The following is a 20,529-nucleotide window of genomic DNA, read 5'->3' as shown; positions in this document are numbered from 1 at the left end:
GCGGTGAACGGCGGGACGCCCGCTACCCGCCCGCGGTCAACGAGCGCCGTGGATGTGCGCCGTGACCAGCCGGGGATACTCCTCCAGCCAGTTCCGGCCCCTCTCGTCCACGAACGAGTTGGGCGGCGGGATGACCCCGTTGGCGGCCAGCCACGAACCCGGCGGGCGCTGCGTGCGGCGGATCCGGCTCTCGCTCGGCATCAGTTGCGGCGGGATCGGCGGCAGCCCACCGGGGTCGTGTCCCATCTGGGCCTCGGCCTCCAGCTCGGAGACGTCCTTCTCCTCGGACATGCCGATCGGGCCGTGCCTGCGGGCGTTGAGGAACTGCCTGACCACCGGCTCGTCGCTGGAGAGCAGCATCTCCCTCGGCCCGAACATGATCAGCTCACGCCGGAACAACAGACCGATGCTGTCGGGCACCGTACGGGCGGTGTTGATGTCGTGGGTGACGATGAGGAAGGTGGCCTCGATCTCCGCGTTGAGATCCACGATCAGCTGGTTGAGATAGGTCGTGCGAACCGGGTCGAGGCCCGAATCGGGCTCGTCGAACAGGATGATCTCGGGATCGAGGACCAGTGCCCTGGCCAGGCCCGCACGCTTGCGCATGCCGCCGGAGATCTCGCCGGGAAGCTTGCCTTCGGCGCCGGCCAGCCCGACGAGCTCCATCTTCTCCATCACGATGCGGCGGATCTCGGTCTCGCTCTTCCTGGTGTGCTCGCGCAGCGGGAAGGCGACGTTGTCGTAGAGGTTGAGCGAGCCGAACAGCGCCCCGTCCTGGAACAGCACGCCGAACAGCCGTCTGAGCTCGTAGAGCTTGTTCTCACTGCAGTTGGCGAGGTCGTGCCCGTCGATCCAGATGTGGCCGCGTTCGGGCCTCAGCAGGCCCACCAGGGTCTTCAGGAAAACGGATTTGCCCGTGCCGGACGGACCGAGCAGCACGGAGATCTCACCGGCGGGAAGCGTCAGCGTGACGTCCTCCCAGATGACCTGCTTCCCAAACGACTTGGTCAGACCCTCTACCACGACTTCGACGCCCACGTGCCGCCTTTCAGGAGCCCGCGGGACGTGCCCGTCCCGCGGCGTGCCGGAGACTCCGCCGGCAGAACCTGCGACTGCATCAACCGTAGCCGCGATCGTCCGAATTGGAAGAGGGTCCAATAGCTTCCGTCGATCGTTATGCCGTGGTTATAAGACATCGTGTCCAACAGAGCGAACACAAAAAGAGCGGGCCACCGGCACCAGGTGGACCCGCTCTTTCCGGTAAGACGAACTACTTGACGGTGACCGTCGCGCCGGCACCCTCAAGGGCGGCCTTGGCCTTCTCGGCCTGCTCCTTGTTGACCTTGCCGTCGAAGACGGACTTGGGAGCGCCGTCAACGAGGTCCTTGGCCTCCTTGAGGCCCAGGCTCGTCAGGGCGCGGATCTCCTTGATGACCTGGATCTTCTTGTCGCCGGCGGCCTCGAGGACGACGTCGAACTCGTCCTGCTCCTCGACCTCTTCGGCAGCGGCCGCACCGGGGGCGGCAGCGGCGGCGACGGCGACCGGAGCGGCGGCCTTGACGTCGAAGGTCTCCTCGAAGAGCTTCACGAAGTCGGACAGCTCAAGGAGAGTCATCTCCTTGAAAGCGTCGAGCAGCTCGTCGGTGCTGAGCTTCGCCATGATGGTTCCTCCATACGGATCTGACTATTAGGGAAAGTTGGGACCGCGGTTGCGTTAATCCCCTGTGACCGCCTGCGCGGACCTACTCGCCGGCGCCTTCGCGCTTGGCGCGCAGTGCCTCGGCCAGCTGAGCCATGTTGGTGGGCAGCGCGTTGAAGACGGCGGCCGCGTGGCCCTGCTTCGCCTTCAGCGCACCGGCCAGCTTCGCGAGGAGAACCTCACGCGACTCGAGGTCGGCAAGCTTGGTGATCTCGTCCGGCGTCATCGACTTGCCGTCGACGACACCGCCCTTGATGACCAGGAGGGGATTGGCCTTGGCGAAGTCACGCAGACTCTTGGCAGCCTCGACCACGTCGCCGTTGACGAACGCGATCGCCGACGGACCCGCGAGCAGGTCGTTGAGCTGGTTGAACCCGGCCTCAGTGGCCGCGATCTTGGTCAGCGTGTTCTTCACCACGGCGAACTTCGCATTCTCACCGAGAGAAACGCGCAGCTGCTTGAGCTGGGCGACGGTGAGACCGCGGTATTCGGTCAGAACGGCAGCATTGGAGCCGTCGAAGCTGCTCTTCAGCTCAGCGACAGCCGTTGCCTTTTCTGCCTTCGCCATGGGCCTCCTTCCAGATGTGCCGCCGGGGTAAGGGCCCATGAAAAGCAGACAAGCCCCGGCGCAGGCGCACGGGGCTCACATAAGGAGATTAATCCAGATGAAAACTCACATCACACCTACGCGGGCCGTCCACTGACGTGGCTCCTTAGGTCATCAGGCCATGCGGCCCGACGACGACCGGCGGTCTTCGGCGTTGACAGCGTACGCCCTGCCGTTCACGAATGCCAAATCAGTCCTGGAAACCGGTCCCGCCCCCGTCGGCGGGAAAAGGCTCGCGCCCCCCGCCCGTGCGGGCGGGGGGCGCGAATCTCGGGAGAACCTCAGTTTCCGCCGCGGTGCTCGGGCAGGTCGCCCACCTGGTCGGCGGGCGGCGCGGTGATCTCGACGGGCTCGTTGAAGCCCTTGAAGAACGCCGTCAGGTTGAACGTCACATCCCGCTCCGAGCCACCGAGAGTGACCTTGCGGGGCAGGCTCTGCGCATCGGCCCAGAGGTCGAACTTCACATTCTTGACCTGCGAGAACTCCTCCTGGAGCTTCTCACGCTTGGCCGGGTCGAGCAGCTGTGCGGCCTCGGCCACCGGGAAGGTGCCGCTGTAGTGGGTGGTGTCGACCCCGCCGACCGTTTCGGTGCCGACCGCCTTGACGTCCTTCGAGGCGGTCAGCAGCTTGACGGTGCCGGCCAGGTCGAACTGCTGGGCCTGGTCCATGAACTGCCTGACCCCGGCCTGCCCCTTGGCGTCGAGCTCGCTGAGCGACACCTTGACCCACGGCTTGGTGGTGCCGGCGAACCTGTTGAGGAGCTCGGACTTCACGTAGACCGTCTCACCCGACAGGATGGCCCGCGCCCCGCCGGGCACGTTCTGGCCGCCGAAGGTGACCGTGTCGAGCTTGATGTCCGTCGCCAGCTGGGGCTTGCTCTGGTAGAGCATGCTGCCCTGGATCTTGCTCGCGCCCTTCCCGCCGCCGCTCGCGTCGAGAACCAGGTCCGCGGAGTAGGAGGTGACCCCCTCGGCCTTCTGCGCACTCTGCTGCACCGCGTCGGCCGCGGCCAGTTTGACGTTTCCGAGGGAGCCGGTGCCCTGCGCACCGCATCCCGCGACCGCGACGAGCGCGGCCGCTCCCAGTGCCACTGCCGGAGCCAATCGGCGCATTTCGTCTTCACCCTTTCGTTCCCCCGATGATCCTGACTACGACAGTACGCGCCGGGAAAGCCGGGCGCGTCCTTCGGAAGAACGAAGAAGGGCCTCAACCGAATGGCCATTCGGTTGAGGCCCGCTGCGAAAGACGTCTGGTATCAGGCGTCGAGCTCGGCGGTCAGCGCCCGCGTCTGGTTGGGGTCGACCTGGATGCCAGGGCCCATGGACGTGGAGAAGACGACCTTCTTGACGTAGCGTCCCTTGGCCGCGGACGGCTTGAGACGGATCACCTCTTCGAGGGCGGCGGCGTAGTTCTCGATGAGCTGACGCTCGCCGAAGGACACCTTGCCGATGATGAAGTGCAGGTTCGCGTGCCGGTCGACACGGAACTCGATCTTGCCGCCCTTGATGTCGGTGACGGCCTTGCCGACGGCCGGGGTCACGGTGCCGGTCTTGGGGTTCGGCATCAGGCCACGGGGGCCGAGCACGCGGCCCAGGCGGCCGACCTTGCCCATGAGGTCCGGGGTGGCGACGACGGCGTCGAAGTCGAGGCGGCCCTTGGCGACCTCGTCGATCAGCTCGTCGGCACCGACGATGTCGGCACCCGCGGCGCGGGCCTCCTCGGCACGGTCACCGGTCGCGAAGACCAGGACCCGGGCGGTCTTGCCGGTGCCGTGCGGGAGGTTGACGGTGCCGCGGACCATCTGGTCGGCCTTGCGGGGGTCGACACCCAGCCGCAGGGCCACCTCGACGGTGGCGTCGAACTTGGCGACGTTGGTCTCCTTGGCCAGCTTGGCCGCCTGGGCCGGGCTGTACAGGGTGTCGCGGTCGACCTGCGCCGCTGCGGCGCGGAATCCCTTGCTGCGCTTCACTTGCTCACTCCTTTGATCCGAGTGTCCGTGGTACGGGCCAGCGCCGGCCCCTCCACTTACTCCGAAATTGGCGGATGTCGCTCTGATCCGCCTACTTGGATCCCTGTTCGATCTCGTGGACGTTCATCGCCGCGAGGTCGCCGCCGGGTCCGTACGGTGGGTGTCGCTAGTCGGCGATCGTGATGCCCATCGACCGGGCGGTGCCGGCGATGATCTTCTCGGCCGCCTCGATGTCGTTGGCGTTGAGGTCCTGCATCTTGGTCTCGGCGATCTGGCGCAGCTGCTCCTTGGTGAGCTTGCCGACCTTGTCCTTCTGCGGGACGGCCGAACCCTTCGCGACACCGGCGGCCTTCTTGATCAGCTCAGGCGCCGGAGGCGTCTTCGTGACGAAGGTGAAGGTGCGGTCCTCGTAGATGGTGATCTCAACGGGGATGATGTTGCCGCGCTGGGCCTCGGTGGCAGCGTTGTACTGCTTCACGAAGTCCATGATGTTGACGCCGTGCGGACCGAGGGCGGTACCGACCGGCGGCGCGGGCGTGGCCTGGCCGGCGGGGAGCTGAACCTTGACCAGCGCGGCGAGCTTCTTCTTAGGAGGCATGCTTCTCTCCGGGTCCTTCTTCTCTGAACGGTGTTCCTGAGTCCCCGCGACCGCGGGGACCACCACCGCGGGGCCCACCACGGCAACCGCAGCTTGACCGGCGCGGTGGACGGAACATCCCCGCGACCGCGGGGCAGACTGACGAAGTCTACGCGACCGGCCTAGATCTTCGAGACCTGGTTGAACGAGAGCTCGACCGGGGTCTCGCGGCCGAAGATCGACACGAGCACCTTGAGCTTCTGCGACTCGGCGCTGATCTCGCTGACCGTGGCGGGCAGCGTGGCGAACGGGCCGTCCATGACGGTGACGGACTCACCGATCTCGAAGTCGACGGTCGCGGCGGAGGCCTTCGCGGTCGACTTCTTGACCTCTTCCGACGGCTCGGGCGCGAGCAGCTTGGCGACCTCTTCGAGGCTCAGCGGGCTCGGCTTGTTGGAGAGACCGACAAAACCGGTCACGCCGGGCGTGTTACGCACCGCGGACCAGGACTCGTCGGTGAGCTCCATCCGGACCAGCACGTAGCCGGGCAGCACCCGCTCCTTGACCAGCTGGCGCTTGCCGCTCTTGATCTCGGTCACGTGGTGGGTGGGCACCTCGACCTGGAAGATGTAGTCCTCCATGTTGAGGGACTGCGTGCGGGTCTCGATGTTGGACTTCACGCGGTTCTCGTAGCCGGCGTAGGAGTGGATGACGTACCACTCGCCGAACAGACCCCGCAGGTGCCGCTTGAACTCCTCGACCGGGTCGACGTCGGGAAGGACGTCACCGTCCTCGTCGACGGCGCCGGCCGGGGCCTGCTCGGCCTCGTTTTCGGCGTCGGCGTCGGTTTCGGCGTCGACATCCTGCCCGTCGGACTCGCCAAGCGATTCCTCGGTGACGTCTACGGCCTTCTCCAGCTCATCCTCGCGCTCTTCGCGGGGCTCGCCGGCCGACTGTGCAGACTCGGACACGGTGCTCTTTCTCTTTTCGTCGATGGCTGATGGACTCGTCCGCAGGGCGGTCCGCCCGCCGGAGACCGCGGCTCAGGCTCCGCCGAAGATTCTCAGCACGCCCTCGGTGAACAGCGCATCCAAAGCCGACACGATCCCGACCATGATCAGAACGAAGACCAGGACGATGATGGTGTACGAAATGAGGTCTTTGCGCGTGGGCCAGATGACCTTACGCAGCTCGGCGACAACCTGCCGATAGAAAAGGGCGGGAGAAGTGCGTTTCGTCTTCTTCTCACCGCTCGGCTTGTCTGCGGTTTCGCCGCGCGTGTCGATCGCCACAGTCCTCACCTGAATCCATCGAGTCCAACGCATATCAGCGGCGCGCTAGACGCCAGATGCGCGGACCGCTCCTCGCAGGGCACGAGGGACTCGAACCCCCAACCGCCGGTTTTGGAGACCGGTGCGCTACCAATTGCGCTAGTGCCCTAAGACATGAACCACCATACATCGGTTGGACCGAAGTTTGTCCGCGGCTCACGGTCTTGACCGCCGGTTCACGCATGCGGCGGAAAGAACATGCCGGAGTCTACGTGCGATTGCTCACTTCGTCGAACCGGAGGGCGATCGCCCAGCTCAGCGAATCTCCCCCGGGTGCTCGGGCCTGCCGGGGCGAGCCGTCCGGATGGTGGATACCCGGCGGGAACAGCGGCACAGGTCTGTAACCATGGAGGTATGACCCGTCCCCGCATCTCAACACGCATCTCCGCGATCTCAGAGTCCGCCACGCTGGCCGTGGACGCCAAGGCCAAGGCGATGAAGGCGGCAGGCCGCCCGGTCATCGGCTTCGGCGCCGGCGAGCCGGACTTCGCCACTCCCGGCTACATCGTCGAGGCGGCCGTCGAGGCGTGCCGTAACCCCAGGTTCCACAAGTACACGCCGGCCGGCGGCCTTCCCGAGCTGAAGCAGGCCATCGCCGACAAGACGCTCCGCGACTCCGGCTACCAGGTCGACGCGGCCCAGGTCCTGGTCACCAACGGTGGCAAGCAGGCCGTCTACGAGGCGTTCGCCACGCTGCTCGACCCGGGCGACGAGGTGCTGGTCGTCGCCCCCTACTGGACCACCTACCCCGAGGCGATCAAGCTGGCCGGCGGCGTCCAGGTCGACGTGGTGACCGACGAGACCACCGGCTACCTGGCGAGCGTGGAGCAGCTGGAGGCGGCGCGCACCGACCGGACCAAGGTCCTGCTGTTCGTCTCCCCGTCCAACCCGACCGGCGCGGTGTACTCCCCCGAGCAGGTCGCCCAGATCGGCCGCTGGGCCGCCGAGCACGACCTGTGGGTCGTCACGGACGAGATCTACGAGCACCTGACCTACGGCGACGCGACGTTCGCGAGCATCGCCACGGTGGCCCCCGAGCTGGGCGACAAGGTGGTGATCCTCAACGGCGTCGCCAAGACCTACGCGATGACCGGCTGGCGGGTGGGCTGGCTGATCGGCCCCAAGGACGTCGTCAAGGCCGCGACCAACCTGCAGTCGCACGCCACCTCCAACGTCTCCAACGTCGCCCAGATCGCCGCGCTGGCCGCCGTCAGCGGCGACCTGTCGGCCGTGGCCCAGATGCGCGAGGCCTTCGACCGCCGCCGCCAGACCATGGTCCGGATGCTCAACGAGATCCCGGGCGTGTTCTGCCCCGAGCCGAAGGGCGCCTTCTACGCCTACCCGTCGGTCAAGGAACTGCTGGGCAAGGACTTCGACGGCCGCCGTCCGGCGACCTCCGCCGAGCTGGCCGAGCTCATCCTGGAGGAGGCCGAGGTGGCGGTCGTCCCCGGGGAGGCGTTCGGCACCCCGGGCTACTTCCGCCTGTCCTACGCACTCGGCGACGACGACCTGGTCGAGGGCGTGGGCCGCATCGTCAAGTTCCTCAGCCAGGCCCGCTGAACGCCTCCCGGGGCGGGAGACGAGTGGCCGCCGCACCCCCGCCGGATCGGGCTCCGGCCGGCGGGGTGACGGGTGGACGGCCTCCGCGCCCGCCGGATGAGCCCGGCTCAGTCGCGCAGGGCGTAGGTCACCGCGGACTCGAAGTGGGAGGCCGCCCCCTCGGCGAAGGCCAGCGCGTAGGCGGTCTCTCCGATCAGACCCTCGGCGCGGGCCGCGGCGGCCTCGCGGAGCCCGGTCATGGTGTCGGCCCCCAGGCCGGGCAGCCCGAAGGTGATCCAGATGCGCTGCGCGGCGCCGAGGAGCCAGGCGGCGCGGGAGCCGTCACCCGCGGCCGCGGCGATCCGGGCGAGCTGGTCGATGGCGAGCACGCCGCCGACCACGTCTCGCAGCCGCCAGTTGACCTCCAGCGCCGCCCTGGCCGCGGCTGAGGCCTCGGCGACCTCCCCCCGGCCCAGAAGGGCCAGAGAGCGGATGTAGTCGCTCAGGGCTCGCTGGGAGAGCTCTCCACGCGCCTCGCAGTGCCGGCGCGTCTCGCGCAGGATCTCCACCGCCCTGTCGAAGTCGCCACCGAACGTGGCGGCCATGGCCAGGAGGAGGGGAACGGAGAACAGGCCTGACGAGCCGGGCTCGACCTGCCGTAACCCGGCGGCTCCGCGCAGCGCGTACCCCCGCGCGCCCTCCAGGTCGCCGGCGAGCAGGCAGGCCCCGGCGAGGCGGAGGTGGGCGTGGGCCTCGGCCTCGCCGTCGCCGTGGCGCCGGGCGCTCTCGGCGCTCTCCCTGGCCCGCCTGCGTGCCAGGGGTATGTCGCCCGCGAGGAGCGCGAGGTGGGCGGCGACCCAGAGCGGTCTTGACCTGGCTCGGTCCGGGGCCGGGACGGCGGCCAGCGCGCGGTCGAGGTAGTGGCGGCCCTCCCGGACGAGGCCCAGGTGACACCAGAGAACCCACAGGGCTCCGGCCAGTTCCAGGGCGGTGCGGTGGTCGCCGCCCGCGAGGCAGCGGTCGAGGGCCGCGCGGATGTTGGACAGTTCCCCGCGCGCCCAGCGTGCCCATTCGAGCTGGCGGGGGCCGCACCACTGGGCGTCCATGCGGTGGGCGGCGGCCAGGTAGTGATCACGGTGGCGGCGGCGCATCAGGGCGCCCTCGCCCAGCTCGTCGAGCCAGTCGCGCCCGTAGTCCCTGATGGTGTCGAGCAGGCGATAGCGATCACCCACGCGGGTGACGACGGACTTGGTCACGAGCACGGCGAGCACACCGGCCACGTCGGGCAGGCACTCGTCCGCGCAGACGCCGCGCGCCGACTCCTCGTCGAAGGTGCCCGCGAAGACCGACAGGCGGGCCCAGAGCAGGCGTTCCGCGGGCGTGCAGAGCTCGTGACTCCAGCCGGCCGCGGTGCGCAGCGTGTGGTGGCGTACGAGGACTCCCTCGCCGTCGGCCGGCAGCTTGAAGCGGTCTTCGGGCTGGTCGGCGAGCTGGATCGCCGACAGGCCACGCGCGTGACCGGCCGCCAGCTCGATGGCGAGCGGGACGCCGTCGAGCCTCCGGCAGAGCCTGGCGACGGCCATCATGGCCCGCTCGTCCGTGCGCAGCCCGGGGGCGACGGCCGTCGCGCGGTCCAGAAAGAGGCTCATCACGTCGTACCCCGCGAGGTCGGCGGCCTCGGGCGGAGGGACGGGAAAGGGATCGACGCCCATGACGACCTCGTACGGCAGGCAGAGCTCCTGGCGGCTGGTCACGATGATCTGGACGTCGGGCGCGCCGGTCAGGATGGCCGTGACCATGGCGGCACAGGGATCGACGAGGTGCTCGCAGGTGTCCAGGACGAGCAGGAGCCGCCGGTCGGCGAGGAACTCGACGAGGGACGCGAGGGCCGGGCGTCCGGCCCTCGCGCGCAGGCCGAACATCCCGGCGACGCGGCCGGCGAGCAGGTCGCCGTCCGTCTCCGAGGAGAGTTCGGCCACCCAGACGCCGTCGGGGTAGTCGTCGCGGACGCTCCGCGCCACCTGGAGGGCGAGGCGCGTCTTGCCGACGCCCCCGGCGCCGTGCAGGGTGAGCAGGCGCGTTCCGGTGAGGAGTTTCGTGATCTCGTCAAGCTCGGCGGCGCGTCCGAAGAAACTGTTCATCGCGACCGGCAGGTTGCCGCGCGGCGTCAAGAAAGGTTCCCCTGGATCGCGTGTTCCACCGCGTCGCGCAGGCTGATCGAACCTCCCTGTTCCTCCAGCCGGTCGAACTCCGCCCTGCCCAGGCGCCCGCGCAGCCTCAGCTCGGACGTACGGATCAGGCTCGCGATCATGGGTGAGCGGCTGGGCGGGACCCCGGCGTTCTTCCAGGCGGCGCGGGAGGCCCCGAACATGATGGCGGCGAAGGTGTCGTCGGCGGATGACTCGGCGATCACGACGAACACCTCCAGCGCCTCCATCAGCGAGATGGTGTCGCCGAACAGGCGGCCTCCGCGCAGGGAGCCGCGGGCGGACTCCGCGGCGGACGCGGAGTTGCCGAGGAGGTGCTCGGCCTGGCCCAGGAGGAGGTCGAGGCGGATGAGGGTCCAGTAGTCGCCGCAGGACTCGCAGAGCTCACGTCCCTCCCGCAGGATGGACACGGCCTGCTCGTGGTGGCCGGCGAGCATCATGGCGGTGGCGACCACCGTGTAGGTGGGCAGGAAGCCGGGGAAGACGTTGCCGGTGGAGCGGTGGCGCACCCGGGCGTGCTTGATGAGCCGCAGGGCCTCGCCCACGTCGCCCCTGACGACGGCCAGGTGGGCCTGGAACTGGCTGACGTAGGCCGTGGCGTAGCCGTTGGCGTCCTCGGTCGCGCACTCGGTGAGGATGCGCTCGGCGCGTTCGAGGTCGCCGCGCTGGATCGAGACCCAGGCGTGCACCCAGAGCGCCTTGACCCGCTCGGGACTGGCCGTGCGGTCGAGGTCGAGGCCGCGCTGGAGGAGGTCGTCGCCGGGTGCCTGCATGCCGCAGCACGCCCACAGGAACCACAGGTTGCCGACCAGGTCGAGACCGCGGCGGTACTCCTGCGGCCGGGAGTAGCAGTATTCGATGGCACCGCGCATGTTGCCGCATTCGAGGACCAGCCTGCGGTACCACTCGAGCTGGCGGCCCTGCCAGCTCATCTCGGCGCGGGCGGACAGGGCGAGGAAGTGGTCACGGTGGCGGCGCTGGATCTCCTCGGTCTCGCCGAGCCGGTCGAGCCAGACCAGGCCGAACTCGCGGACCGTGTTGAGCAGGCGGTAGCGGACCCCGTTCTCGCCCTCCTCGCGGACCAGGACGGACTTGTCGAGCAGCCCCAGCAGGCCGTCGAGGATGTCCTTGGCGGCGAGGACGCCGCCGGCGCAGACCTCCTCGGCGGCCTCGATGTCGAAGGTGCCGGCGAAGACCGAGGCCCGTGCCCACAGCAGGCGTTCCGGCGGGGTGCAGAGTTCGTGGCTCCAGCCGAGGGCGACGCGCATGGAGCTGTGCCGCCGGGGAGCGGAGGGGAGCCGGTGCGGTTCCGCGTCGTGCCCTTCGCCGTGGGTCCCGCGACCGGCGGAGGGGGCCGTACGGCTCTCGAAGGCCGCGGCGAGTTCGTCGGGTGAGGCCATGCGGCCGTCGAAGGCGGCAAGCCCGGCCGTGGAGAGCGGGCGGCCGTCGAGGGTGACCAGCCCGTCGAGGATCCCGGGGCCGCCGCCGGCCACGGCGAGCCTGATCGCCAGCGGCAGGTTGTCGAGGCGCCCGCAGAGCTCGGCCGCGTCGGGGCCGCCGATCAGACCGGCGGTGAGGGTGTCGATCAGGCTGACGGCGTCGGCGTCGGGCAGACCGCCGACCGGGTAGAGGTGCTCGCCGGGCAGGCCCAGCCGCTGCCTGCTGGTGGCCAGGACACGTAGTCCCTCGATTGAGCGCAACAGCAGGCCGACCAGGATGCCCGTGACGCCGACGACGCGGTCGCAGGTGTCGAGGACGAGCAGGGTCCGGCGCGTGACGAGCCCGTCGACCAGCGCCCGCAGCGCGGGAACGCCCGGCCTGCGGCGGACGCCGATCGCGTCGGCGAACGTCTCGGCCAGGGAGTCGAGGTCGCCGGGTGCCTCCGACAGCTCCACGATGTGGACGCCGTCCGGGAACCGGGGTTCGAGGGTGCGGGCCAGCCGCAGGGCGACGCAGGTCTTCCCGGCCCCGGCCGGACCGGTCAGCGTGACGTGCCGCACCCTTTCGAGCAGTGCGGAGACGTCGGCGAGTTCGGTCTCCCTGCCGACGAAGACGTCCGCTTTCATGGCAGCCCCAGCGTCCTGACAACGTGTGCATCTACCGTCGCACGGAGACATGGTCCACTGAAAGCCCGTTTCCTAGATTTCCTCGATATAGCGGGGGATGCGACAAGGACGGGCACTTCCGGAAGGCGGCCACACCCGCCCCGAAATAACCTCCTCGTCGCCTTCCGCCATACAGGTCCCCTTTCTCCCTCCGCGGCGCGCGAGCGGACCGTCAGGCCGGGACCAAAGAACACCGGGGGTCACCGAAGGTACGGCACTCTATTGAAATGCCACGTCCCCTCAGCGAACTGCCCAAGGCGCACCTGCACCTGCACTTCACCGGCTCCATGCGGCACTCGACCCTCGTCGAGCTGGCCCGCGAACACGGCTTACACCTTCCCGACGCGCTTGAGGAGGACTGGCCACCTCGGCTGCGCGCCACCGACGAGCGGGGCTGGTTCCGTTTCCAGCGGCTGTACGACATCGCGCGCTCCGTCCTGCAGCGGGAGAGCGACGTCTACCGGCTGCTGCGCGAGGCGGCCGAGGACGAGGCGGCCGAGGGGTCGGCCTGGCTGGAGATCCAGATCGACCCGTCCGGGTACGCGTCGAAGTTCGGCGGGCTCACCTCGGCCATGGAGCTGATGCTCGACGCGACGCGCAGGGCCGCCGACCACGCGGGAATAGGGATCGCGGTCGTGGTGGCCGCCAACCGCACCCGCCACCCCCTCGACGCCAAGACCCTCGCCCGCCTCGCCATGCACTACATGGACCAGGGCGTGATCGGGTTCGGGCTCTCCAACGACGAGCGGCGCGGCCGGGCCCGTGACTTCGACGGGGCCTTCCGGCTGGCCAAGCGGGCGGGGCTGCTGGCCGTGCCGCACGGCGGGGAGCTGCTGGGCGCCGCCAGCGTGGCCGAGTGCGTCGACGTGCTGGACGCCGACCGGGTCGGGCACGGGGTGCGGGCGGCCGAGTCGCCACAGCTCATGGAGCGCCTCGCCGCCCGGGGGATCACGTGTGAGGTCTGCCCGACCTCCAACGTCGGTCTCGGGGTGGCCGAGCGGGCCGAGGACGTGCCGCTGCGGCGCCTGTTCGAGGCGGGGGTGCCGATCGCACTGGGCGCCGACGACCCGCTGCTGTTCGGCGCCAGGCTGCTGCCCCAGTACGAGCTCGCCAGGCAGGTGTACGGCTTCTCCGACCCGGAGCTGGCCGAGCTGGCCCGCCAGTCGATACGGGCGTCGGCGGCACCGGAGACGGTGCGCAAGAAGCTCCTCCAGGGGGTCGACGACTGGCTGGCCTCAGCGGACTGAGCGGGCGATCTCCTCGGCGCGGCCGATGTCCCCGGCCCCCTCCAGACGCAGGCCGACCTGCCCGCGCTGCCAGATGAGGGTGGGGCCGGCCGCGCGGGGGCGGGCCTCGGCCTCGCCGCCGCGCCGGGGCAGGTAGGTCAGGCCGTGTGGGGCCGGGATCCACTGCGCCTTAGCGTCGCCCACCCAGGTCTCCAGCGGCCAGGGGGGTCCCAGCTCCTTGCGGAAGACGAGCAGGAGGCTACCGTCGTACTCGTCCAGCCTGAGGCCGGGCCAGAGCAGCGAGACCACCCGGCCGCCGTCGCCCACCCTGACCTCGGCGGGCTCGCCGAGCGCGGCGGGGACGGCGATCGGGAACGCCACCTGCTCCCTGGCCTGCTCCAGGGTGACCCGCCGCTCGTCCGGCAGTGGCTGGGGCGCCCAGGACGGCAGGGGCCCGGGGTCGCCGATCCTGAGCTCGACGCCCGCGAAGCGCAGGATCTCCGCGACCGCCGCCCTTCCCGCGGGCGTCGCCCCCAGCAGCAGCGCGACGAGGATCGCGACGGCGGCGACCGCCGCCCGCCTCCGCGCCCGCCCGCCGGCCCGCAGCGCCCCCCATCCCCGCCGGAGCACTCCCCGGCCACCCGTGACCGCGGGCGCCTCGGGGGCGGGCACTTCCAGGCGGGCCCGTACGGCCCGCGCGACCTCGGCGGGGTGCGGGGAGGGGACGTCGAGGGACTCACCGAGGTCGAGGAGCCTGGCCTCGAGGTCGTCAGATGAGGTCATGTGCCACCTCCTCGCGCAGACGGGCCAGGCCACGGGAGGTCCGCGACTTGACGGTGCCGACGGGAAGATCGAGCACCTGGGCGGTCTCGGCCTCCGACAGCTGAAGGAGATACCGACAGACGACGGTCTCGCGTTCCCGCTCGGGCAGCGTACGCACCGCGTCGAGGAGCCGCGCCCGCCGGTCGGTGGTGACGGCCGCCTCCTCGGGGCCCTCACCCACCGGCGGAACGGCCTCGGTGAGCCGCGCGACCAGCTTGTCCCTGCGCCCCCGGGAGCGGGTCAGGTTGTGCGTCTCGTTCGCCACGATCCGCAGCAACCAGGGCCGGAACGGCGCGCCGCGGCGGAAGGACGTCAGGTTGCGGTACGCCTTGACGAACGCCTCCTGGACCACGTCCTCGGCCTCGTCGGCGGCTCCGAGCATGGCCGCGGTGCGGTGCGCGAGCACGCTGTAGCGGGCGACCAGGACCTCATAGGCGTCCAGGTCACCTGCCAGTGATCGGGCGATCGCCTCGTCGTCGTCCGTCGGGGGGCTCCTTTGCGGATGTCTGAGAGATTTCACCGCATGCGGGCCCTCCCGCGAAAGCCCTCCCGCGAAAGCCCTCGGGCGAATGCGCTCAGTGGAGGGCGTAAGCGACCGCCGCGTCCGGGTCGGTCTCGTAGCCCTCGGCGAAGATCGCGTCGTAGGTCTCGTCACCGAGCAGTTGCCTGGCCGTCCGCTCGGCGACGGTTCTCGGCTCGGACATGCCCGCCGAGCCGAGGCCCCGCAGCCCGAAGACGGCCCGCAGCCGTACCACCGCCCCCTGGAGCCTGGCCGTGCGGCGGCCGTCGCCCTCGACCGCGGCGATCACCGCGAGCTGGTCGACGGCCAGCGCCACGCCGGCGGCGTCGCGCAGGCGCCACTTGACGTCGAGCGACTGCCGGGCGGCCTCCGCCGCCTCGCTCACCCTGCCGAGCCCCAGCTGGGCGATGGACAGGACGTAGTCGCCGCAGGCGCGGGCCCAGCGCTCGCCGTGCGCGTCACAGAGCCGCTGCACCTCCTTGAGCACCGAGACGGCCCTGTCGAACTCGCCGCGCCAGGTGACCGCCATGGCCATGGTCACCAGGGCGAGGGGTTCGCCGACCGTGTCGGCCTCCGCCCTGCGGAAGTACTCGCGCACGCGCTCGACGCACGGCTCGACCTCGTCGAGGGCGCCGGCGCACAGGGCACGGCTGGCCAGCCGGAGCTGGGCGTGCCCGGCCGCCGCGTAGTCGCCCCAGTCGAGGGCCGCGGACAGCGCCGCCTCCGCCCTGCGGCGACCCGGCTCCAGCTCACCCCTGGCGATGGCCGCGCAGCCGTCGGCCCACAGGAGTCTGGGCAGGTGAGGGTCGGTGACGGAAGCCGATTCGAGCGCGCGTGCCATGTGGTGGCGGCCCTCGTTCAACCGGCCCAGGCAGAACCAGAGGATCCAGAGCGTGCCGGCGAGCTCGACGGACACCGGGGAGGCGGGGTCGAGGGCGAGACGCAGGTCGGTCATGGCGAAGGCGAGGCGGGCGGCCCACTCCTCCTGCCCGGGGCCGTACCAGCCGGTCTCGGCCCTGCGCGCCAGGTCGAGGTAGTGGTGGCGGTGCCGCCGCGCCAGCCTGGCCTCGTCCCCGAGCAGGGCGAGCCGCTCCCTGCCGTACTCCCTGACCGTGACCGGCTGACGGTAGCCGCCGGGAACCCGGACCAGGAGGAACCTTCGCGCCAGGCTTTCCAGCAGGTCCGGTACGTCCCTCAGGCGCTCGTCGCCGCACACCCGCTCGGCGTCGGCCGCGCCGAAGTTTCCCGCGAAGACCGAGAGCCTGGCCCAGAGCAGGCGTTCCCCGGGGCCGCAGAGCTCGTGGCTCCACCTGATCGCGGCGCGTACGGTCTGGTGGCGGGGCACCGGCGCCCGGCTGTCGGGCGGGGTCTCGAACCGGCTCTCCAGGTGGTCGGCGAGCCGCTCCACCGGCATGTCCCCCAGCCATCCGGCGGCCAGCTCGACGGCGAGCGGGACACCGTCCAGCCGCCGGCAGATCCTGGCCGCGGCCGCCAGGCCGGTCTCGGTCGTCTCCAGGCCGGGCGCCGCGGCGGCGGCCCGGTCGAGGAGGAGGCGGAGCGCGTCGTTCCCCGCCATCCCCTCCTCCTCCGGCCACGGCGCGTCGAAGGGTCCGACGGGCAGCAGCGCCTCCTGCGGCAGTCCGAGCGGCCGGCGGGAGGTCGCGATGATCCGCACCCCCGGCGCCGCCGCCAGGATCTGGGCGACGAGGTCGCGGCAGGCGGGCAGGAGGTGCTCGCAGTTGTCGAGAAGCAGCAGGAGCCTCCTGCCCGCGAGAAACTCGACGAGCGTCTCGTCCTGCGTCCGCGCGGACCGCTCGGGGATACCGAGGACCGCCGCGACCATGTGGGCGAGCAGGTCACCGTCGCGCTCGCCGGACAGCTCCACCAGCCACGCGCCGTCCGGGTGGTGCTCGTGCCACCGGCGTGCGGCCCTGATCGCGATCCGTGACTTGCCGATGCCGCCGACACCGGTGACCGTGGTCAGCGGTGTGTCGGCCAGCAGCTTCAGCAGCCGCCGCACCTCGCCTTCCCGGCCGATGAGGCCATCCGTCTCCGCGGGCAGGTTCCCCCGCCACCATTGGACCTGTTCCATCGGTTCGCGCTCCTTCTCCACTTACCGGGAATAGCACTCCTCTCAAATCACGGACCGGGCGGCCGGTGATTCCCCAGGGGGATTTCCTTGTCCCCCGGTGCAAATCTCACCGCCGTATCGAGGTCGAACTTCCCCCGTACGGCGTGAAACGCGGAAATGCAGGTGCTTTATAACTGATTCGGCGGAGCCGGTAATCGGGGGGCGAGCCCACCCGGAGGCCGATCCCCCGGGCGCGGCTCCCGGCGGCACTGCCCGTGGATCGTTTGCGGGGCCGCCTTGAGGGAAGCGCCATTAGACTCTGGCTGTCCCTGGCCGCGGCCTGTCGCCGCGGCCTTTCCTTAACCGAGCTGGACGGAACCGCATGTCTGGGTATGACCGCGTAGTGCAACCCGCGGCCGGTGACGAGGCCCTGGAGAACCACCTTGGTGGGGACGAGGCCAGGAATTACCGGCAGTACGAGCTCGACATGGTCGCCCCACACGTGGGCCGGTCCATGCTGGAGATCGGTTCCGGGCTTGGCCACTTCGCCGAGCAGTTCCTGCCCCGCCTCGACCGGCTGGTGGTCAGCGACTTCGACCCCTACTGCGTGGAGCAGCTCCAGAAGCGCTTCGAGGGCCGCGACGACATCGACGTGCTCCAGTTCGGCCTGCCGACCGAGATCCCCATCGGCGAGAAGGTCGACACCGTCGTGATGATGAACGTCCTGGAGCACATCGAGGAGGACGTCGAGGCCCTGCGGTCGCTCGCCAAGGTCACCCTCCCCGGCGGCCGGATCATCATCTGGGTTCCGGGCTACATGCAGCTTTACGGGGACTTCGACCGCAAGGTCGGCCACGTCACCCGCTACACCCCGGCCACCCTGCGCAGCACGGTCTCTCGTGCGGGCCTGGACATCGACGTGCTCAAGCCGATCAACTTCCTGGGCGGCATCGCCTGGTGGGCCGCGGTCCGCCGCGGCGGTGTCGGCTACCCCGACCCCCGCCTGGTCAAGATCTACGACCGTACCGTGGTGCCCCTCACCCGCCTCATCGAGCGCTTCGTCCGCCCGCCGTTCGGGCAGACCGTCTTCTGCGTCGCCCGCGTGCCGAAGTGATCTCCGCCCGCGCCGTCCCCTCCCCCGCGGCCATCGCGGTGCCCGGCGCGGCGTGACGGCCGGGGCGGCCGGGGGCGGCCGGGGGGGAGGCCGGGGGCGCAAACAAATAGGTTGCCCGCCTCGGCAGGAGCGCCGTAAGGTCATTCACATGTGGATCAACTCCTAAGAGCCGGCGTCGATCAGCCTTCGCTGATCCGCCCGCACTCAGCGTTTCAGCCCCGTTCGTCTGACGCGGCAGCTGAGTTGTCCGACCCGGGATCTCGCCGCGTCGTCACTTTCCTCAAGGAGTCCATATGCGAATTCATGCCGCCCGCAAGCACAGTGGCAAGCCCAAGTCCGCCAAGACCACCGAGACCCACACCCCGCTGCCCGAGCACGTCGTGCCCGCGGCGCCCCGGCGGATGCCGATGCCGCCCACGCCGATGAGGCCCACCCGGCAGCCGCGCCGGATCCCCGGTAAGGGCGGTCGCTGACCTACCGAAAAGCCCCGGTCCACCGACCGGGGCTTTCCCGTCTCGCACGGTGCCTCGCGGTTCGAGGCCGCGGGCACCGGCGTCACAGACGCTCGATGATCGTGACGTTGGCCTGGCCGCCGCCCTCGCACATCGTCTGCAGCCCGTACCGGCCACCGGTCCGCTCAAGCTCGTGCAGGAGCTTGGTCATCAGGATCGCGCCGGTGCCGCCCAGCGGGTGGCCCAGGGCGATCGCGCCGCCGTTCGGGTTGACCTTGGCCGGGTCGGCGCCGAGGTCGTTGATCCAGGCCAGCGGGACCGGGGCGAACGCCTCGTTGATCTCGGTGACGTCGATGTCCTCGATGGACAGGCCCGCCTTCTTCAGCGCCTTCTGCGTCGCCGGGATCGGCGCGGTCAGCATGTAGACCGGGTCGTCGCCGGTGAGCGCCAGGGTGACGATGCGCGCCCTGGGGGTCAGGTTGTGGTCGCGGACCGCCTGCTCGGAGGCGATCAGGATCGCTCCGGAGCCGTCAGAGATCTGCGAGGAGGTGGCTGCCGTGATCTGCCCGCCGTCCCGCAGCGTCTTCAGCGACGCCATCTTCTCCAGCGTGGTGTCCGGGCGCGGGCCCTCGTCGTCCTCGACACCGTTGAGCGGGGCGATCTGGTCCTTGAAGTAGCCGTTCGCGACGGCCTTGGCCGCCCGCTGGTGGCTCTCGTACGCGAACTGCTCCAGTTGCTCGCGCTTGAGGTTCCACTTCTCGCACATCAGCTCCGCGCCGCGGAACTGGGAGATCTCCTGCTTGCCGTACCGCTCGACCCATTTTTCGCCGAAGGGGAAGGGCATGCCCTTCTCCAGCGCCGCGCTGATGCTCGACCCCATGGGCACGATGCTCATGGACTCCACCCCGGCGGCCACGACGAGGTCCTGGGTGCCGGAGAGCACGCCCTGGGCCGCGAAGTGGATCGACTGCTGGGAGGAGCCGCACTGGCGGTCGATGGTCACACCGGCGACGCTCTCCGGGAGACCTGCGGACAGCCACGCGTTGCGCGCGATGTCCATGCTCTGCGGGCCGAACTGCATGACACAGCCCATGATCACGTCTTCGACCGCCGACGGGTCGACACCCGTACGCTCGATGAGCGCTCCGAGGGTGTGCGCGGCCAGATCGGTGGGGTGGACGGTGGACAGACCGCCCTTCTTCTTGCCGACCGGGGTGCGGACCGCCCCGACGATGTATGCCTCTGCCACAGTGCCTCCTGCGTGTGAACCGAGCTGCCTGCGAAACCGAGCATCATTCGGTCAGTAGGAGGTTACAACAGAACTTTTATCCACGCCCTATCCGGGGGTGTCCTCTCCACGGAGAGGACACCTCTACCCTTTTACGAAATATCAGGAGCTCTGCGCTGACCTGGGCGGTATCGCTCAGGCCATCCTGGTGCTCGTCATGGTCGCGTAGGCGATGACGTTGTCCGTGTAATGACCGGTGGTGCGGTCATAGGTGCCACCACAGGTGATCAGGTGCAGCTGCGGGTTCGGCGACTCGCCGTACACCCGCTGTGTCGGGAACACCGACTTGTCCGCCTGCTCCAGCCCGCCGACGGTGTAGACGGCGATGACGCCGTCCTTTCTGTGCACCTCGATGACGTCGCCGTTGCGGATCTCGTCGAGGCGGCTGAAGACCGCGCTTCCCAGGCGCGTGTCCTTGTGCCCGAGCATGATCGCGGGACCGGCCTCGCCGGGCGTGGGTCCCGAGCGGTACCAGCCGACCAGGTTCGGGTTGCTGACCGGCGGCACCTCGATCGCGCCCTTGCTGTCGAGCCCGACGGATCTGACCGGCGCGTTGACGCCGAGCCGCGGGATGACCAGGCGGACCGGACTGGAGGGCTGCATGGCCGGGGCCGCCGGCAGGCTCGGCTGGGGCGGCGGCGCGGTCGGGGGCGCCTGGAAGTACGGGTTCACCGGCGCCGCCGCGGCCTGATTTCTGGGGGGCAGCGTGGTGCGCTCGCCCATGCCGTACTCCTCCGGCGCGGCCAGCACGTAGAGCATGCCCACCAGCACCGTGACCACCCCGGCGATCCCGGCCAGGATGAGCACCGACCGCATCACCCGCCCACCGTCGAGATGCCCGTCGAGGTGTCCCTCTCGCGGCCACTCCTCGTACGGCTCCCCGTAGGGCGGGCCGTGCTGCTGCTGGAACGGGTGCGGGTACTGCGGCTGGACCGGGACCGGCCGGTAGTGGGGCACGTGCCCGGGGTGTTGACCGCCCGGCGGGGGGGTGCTCATCCGGCC

19 protein-coding genes and 1 tRNA gene are annotated in these 20,529 nt (G+C 70.1%); 4 read left to right on the top strand and 16 right to left on the bottom strand.

Translation table 11 applies throughout. The annotated features are described in order from the left end of the window. Nucleotides 1–36 precede the first annotated feature (36 nt). The 9 genes from ABT061_RS01105 to ABT061_RS01065 all read right to left on the bottom strand — a co-directional run bounded on the left by ABT061_RS01105 (nucleotide 37) and on the right by ABT061_RS01065 (nucleotide 6,292). On the bottom strand, nucleotides 37–1,038 hold the full coding sequence (locus ABT061_RS01105) for an ABC transporter ATP-binding protein (RefSeq protein ID WP_350911357.1): 1,002 nt from the start codon (nucleotides 1,036–1,038) through the stop codon (nucleotides 37–39). A 232-nt stretch (nucleotides 1,039–1,270) separates the two neighbouring features. Then, on the bottom strand, nucleotides 1,271–1,660 hold the full coding sequence (gene rplL, locus ABT061_RS01100; protein WP_030923997.1) for a 50S ribosomal protein L7/L12: 390 nt from the start codon (nucleotides 1,658–1,660) through the stop codon (nucleotides 1,271–1,273). An 82-nt stretch (nucleotides 1,661–1,742) separates the two neighbouring features. Then, complete coding sequence (rplJ, locus tag ABT061_RS01095; protein ID WP_350911356.1) at nucleotides 1,743–2,267, bottom strand: 50S ribosomal protein L10; 525 nt, start codon at nucleotides 2,265–2,267, stop codon at nucleotides 1,743–1,745. A gap of 320 nt (nucleotides 2,268–2,587) precedes the next feature. Further along, nucleotides 2,588–3,418: an SCO4651 family lipoprotein gene (locus tag ABT061_RS01090; RefSeq protein ID WP_502991309.1), complete on the bottom strand. Its 831-nt coding sequence runs from the start codon at nucleotides 3,416–3,418 to the stop codon at nucleotides 2,588–2,590. 143 nt (nucleotides 3,419–3,561) lie between these two features. Next, entirely contained in the window at nucleotides 3,562–4,275 is a 714-nt protein-coding gene (gene rplA / locus ABT061_RS01085; protein ID WP_030923988.1) for a 50S ribosomal protein L1, read from the bottom strand. A 166-nt stretch (nucleotides 4,276–4,441) separates the two neighbouring features. Continuing rightward, nucleotides 4,442–4,873: a 50S ribosomal protein L11 gene (rplK, locus tag ABT061_RS01080; protein ID WP_343968369.1), complete on the bottom strand. Its 432-nt coding sequence runs from the start codon at nucleotides 4,871–4,873 to the stop codon at nucleotides 4,442–4,444. A gap of 161 nt (nucleotides 4,874–5,034) precedes the next feature. Next, entirely contained in the window at nucleotides 5,035–5,823 is a 789-nt protein-coding gene (gene nusG / locus ABT061_RS01075) for a transcription termination/antitermination protein NusG (protein ID WP_350911351.1), read from the bottom strand. Nucleotides 5,824–5,895: 72 nt separating this feature from the next. Further along, a complete protein-coding gene (gene secE / locus ABT061_RS01070) occupies nucleotides 5,896–6,144 on the bottom strand; it encodes a preprotein translocase subunit SecE (RefSeq protein ID WP_329089906.1) in 249 nt (82 codons plus the stop codon). 75 nt (nucleotides 6,145–6,219) lie between these two features. After that, nucleotides 6,220–6,292, bottom strand: a tRNA-Trp gene (locus tag ABT061_RS01065). Nucleotides 6,293–6,537: 245 nt separating this feature from the next. Here ABT061_RS01065 and ABT061_RS01060 point away from each other — a divergent pair. Next, nucleotides 6,538–7,743 carry a pyridoxal phosphate-dependent aminotransferase gene (locus ABT061_RS01060; RefSeq protein WP_350911349.1) on the top strand — a complete coding sequence of 402 codons (1,206 nt, stop codon included), beginning with the start codon at nucleotides 6,538–6,540 and terminating at the stop codon, nucleotides 7,741–7,743. 107 nt (nucleotides 7,744–7,850) lie between these two features. On the opposite strand, the gene ABT061_RS01055 is transcribed toward ABT061_RS01060, so the two are convergent. Together ABT061_RS01055 and ABT061_RS01050 are read right to left on the bottom strand one after the other, a co-directional pair. Next, nucleotides 7,851–9,863, bottom strand: a complete 2,013-nt coding sequence (locus tag ABT061_RS01055) for an ATP-binding protein (RefSeq protein ID WP_350911347.1) — start codon at nucleotides 9,861–9,863, stop codon at nucleotides 7,851–7,853. A 26-nt stretch (nucleotides 9,864–9,889) separates the two neighbouring features. Further along, nucleotides 9,890–11,995, bottom strand: a complete 2,106-nt coding sequence (locus tag ABT061_RS01050) for an ATP-binding protein (RefSeq protein ID WP_350911345.1) — start codon at nucleotides 11,993–11,995, stop codon at nucleotides 9,890–9,892. Between the two features lie 266 nt (nucleotides 11,996–12,261). Here ABT061_RS01050 and ABT061_RS01045 point away from each other — a divergent pair, with 266 nt between their 5' ends. Next, nucleotides 12,262–13,281, top strand: a complete 1,020-nt coding sequence (locus ABT061_RS01045) for an adenosine deaminase (protein ID WP_350911343.1) — start codon at nucleotides 12,262–12,264, stop codon at nucleotides 13,279–13,281. On the opposite strand, the gene ABT061_RS01040 is transcribed toward ABT061_RS01045, so the two are convergent. The 3 genes from ABT061_RS01040 to ABT061_RS01030 are packed head-to-tail and all read right to left on the bottom strand — an operon-like array spanning nucleotide 13,270 to nucleotide 16,694. Then, complete coding sequence (locus ABT061_RS01040) at nucleotides 13,270–14,043, bottom strand: hypothetical protein (RefSeq protein ID WP_350911341.1); 774 nt, start codon at nucleotides 14,041–14,043, stop codon at nucleotides 13,270–13,272. The two genes, ABT061_RS01045 and ABT061_RS01040, sit on opposite strands and share 12 nt — an antisense overlap. Continuing rightward, nucleotides 14,030–14,602, bottom strand: a complete 573-nt coding sequence (locus tag ABT061_RS01035) for an RNA polymerase sigma factor (protein ID WP_350911339.1) — start codon at nucleotides 14,600–14,602, stop codon at nucleotides 14,030–14,032. Before ABT061_RS01035 ends, ABT061_RS01040 begins: the two co-directional genes overlap by 14 nt. A gap of 55 nt (nucleotides 14,603–14,657) precedes the next feature. Further along, nucleotides 14,658–16,694, bottom strand: a complete 2,037-nt coding sequence (locus tag ABT061_RS01030; protein WP_350911337.1) for an ATP-binding protein — start codon at nucleotides 16,692–16,694, stop codon at nucleotides 14,658–14,660. 382 nt (nucleotides 16,695–17,076) lie between these two features. Between ABT061_RS01030 and ABT061_RS01025 the strand changes: the two genes are divergently transcribed. Both ABT061_RS01025 and ABT061_RS01020 read left to right on the top strand, forming a co-directional pair. Continuing rightward, on the top strand, nucleotides 17,077–17,787 hold the full coding sequence (locus ABT061_RS01025) for a class I SAM-dependent methyltransferase (protein ID WP_350911335.1): 711 nt from the start codon (nucleotides 17,077–17,079) through the stop codon (nucleotides 17,785–17,787). A 293-nt stretch (nucleotides 17,788–18,080) separates the two neighbouring features. Continuing rightward, on the top strand, nucleotides 18,081–18,260 hold the full coding sequence (locus ABT061_RS01020) for a hypothetical protein (RefSeq protein ID WP_350911333.1): 180 nt from the start codon (nucleotides 18,081–18,083) through the stop codon (nucleotides 18,258–18,260). Between the two features lie 82 nt (nucleotides 18,261–18,342). On the opposite strand, the gene ABT061_RS01015 is transcribed toward ABT061_RS01020, so the two are convergent. Together ABT061_RS01015 and ABT061_RS01010 are read right to left on the bottom strand one after the other, a co-directional pair. Then, nucleotides 18,343–19,488, bottom strand: coding sequence for an acetyl-CoA C-acetyltransferase (locus ABT061_RS01015; protein ID WP_350911331.1), 1,146 nt, complete (start codon nucleotides 19,486–19,488; stop codon nucleotides 18,343–18,345). Nucleotides 19,489–19,662: 174 nt separating this feature from the next. Continuing rightward, entirely contained in the window at nucleotides 19,663–20,523 is an 861-nt protein-coding gene (locus ABT061_RS01010) for a class F sortase (RefSeq protein ID WP_350911329.1), read from the bottom strand. Between the last annotated feature and the right edge of the window lie 6 nt (nucleotides 20,524–20,529).

Source organism: Streptosporangium sp. NPDC002544 (assembly GCF_040295965.1).
Lineage (GTDB): Bacteria > Actinomycetota > Actinomycetes > Streptosporangiales > Streptosporangiaceae > Streptosporangium.
Note: the sequence above shows the minus strand (reverse complement) of the source record. Positions and strands in the feature narration are given on the sequence as shown.

Bases quoted from the DNA above. Each gene is read 5' to 3' on its own strand.
- rplL (WP_030923997.1), bottom strand. From the start codon at position 1,660: ATGGCGAAGCTCAGCACCGACGAGCTGCTCGACGCTTTCAAGGAGATG.
- rplJ (WP_350911356.1), bottom strand. From the start codon at position 2,267: ATGGCGAAGGCAGAAAAGGCAACGGCTGTCGCTGAGCTGAAGAGCAGC.
- ABT061_RS01090 (WP_502991309.1), bottom strand. From the start codon at position 3,418: ATGCGCCGATTGGCTCCGGCAGTGGCACTGGGAGCGGCCGCGCTCGTC.
- rplK (WP_343968369.1), bottom strand. From the start codon at position 4,873: ATGCCTCCTAAGAAGAAGCTCGCCGCGCTGGTCAAGGTTCAGCTCCCC.
- ABT061_RS01060 (WP_350911349.1), top strand. From the start codon at position 6,538: ATGACCCGTCCCCGCATCTCAACACGCATCTCCGCGATCTCAGAGTCC.
- ABT061_RS01055 (WP_350911347.1), bottom strand. From the start codon at position 9,863: ATGAACAGTTTCTTCGGACGCGCCGCCGAGCTTGACGAGATCACGAAA.
- ABT061_RS01050 (WP_350911345.1), bottom strand. From the start codon at position 11,995: ATGAAAGCGGACGTCTTCGTCGGCAGGGAGACCGAACTCGCCGACGTC.
- ABT061_RS01045 (WP_350911343.1), top strand. From the start codon at position 12,262: ATGCCACGTCCCCTCAGCGAACTGCCCAAGGCGCACCTGCACCTGCAC.
- ABT061_RS01040 (WP_350911341.1), bottom strand. From the start codon at position 14,043: ATGACCTCATCTGACGACCTCGAGGCCAGGCTCCTCGACCTCGGTGAG.
- ABT061_RS01030 (WP_350911337.1), bottom strand. From the start codon at position 16,694: ATGGAACAGGTCCAATGGTGGCGGGGGAACCTGCCCGCGGAGACGGAT.
- ABT061_RS01020 (WP_350911333.1), top strand. From the start codon at position 18,081: ATGCGAATTCATGCCGCCCGCAAGCACAGTGGCAAGCCCAAGTCCGCC.
- ABT061_RS01010 (WP_350911329.1), bottom strand. From the start codon at position 20,523: ATGAGCACCCCCCCGCCGGGCGGTCAACACCCCGGGCACGTGCCCCAC.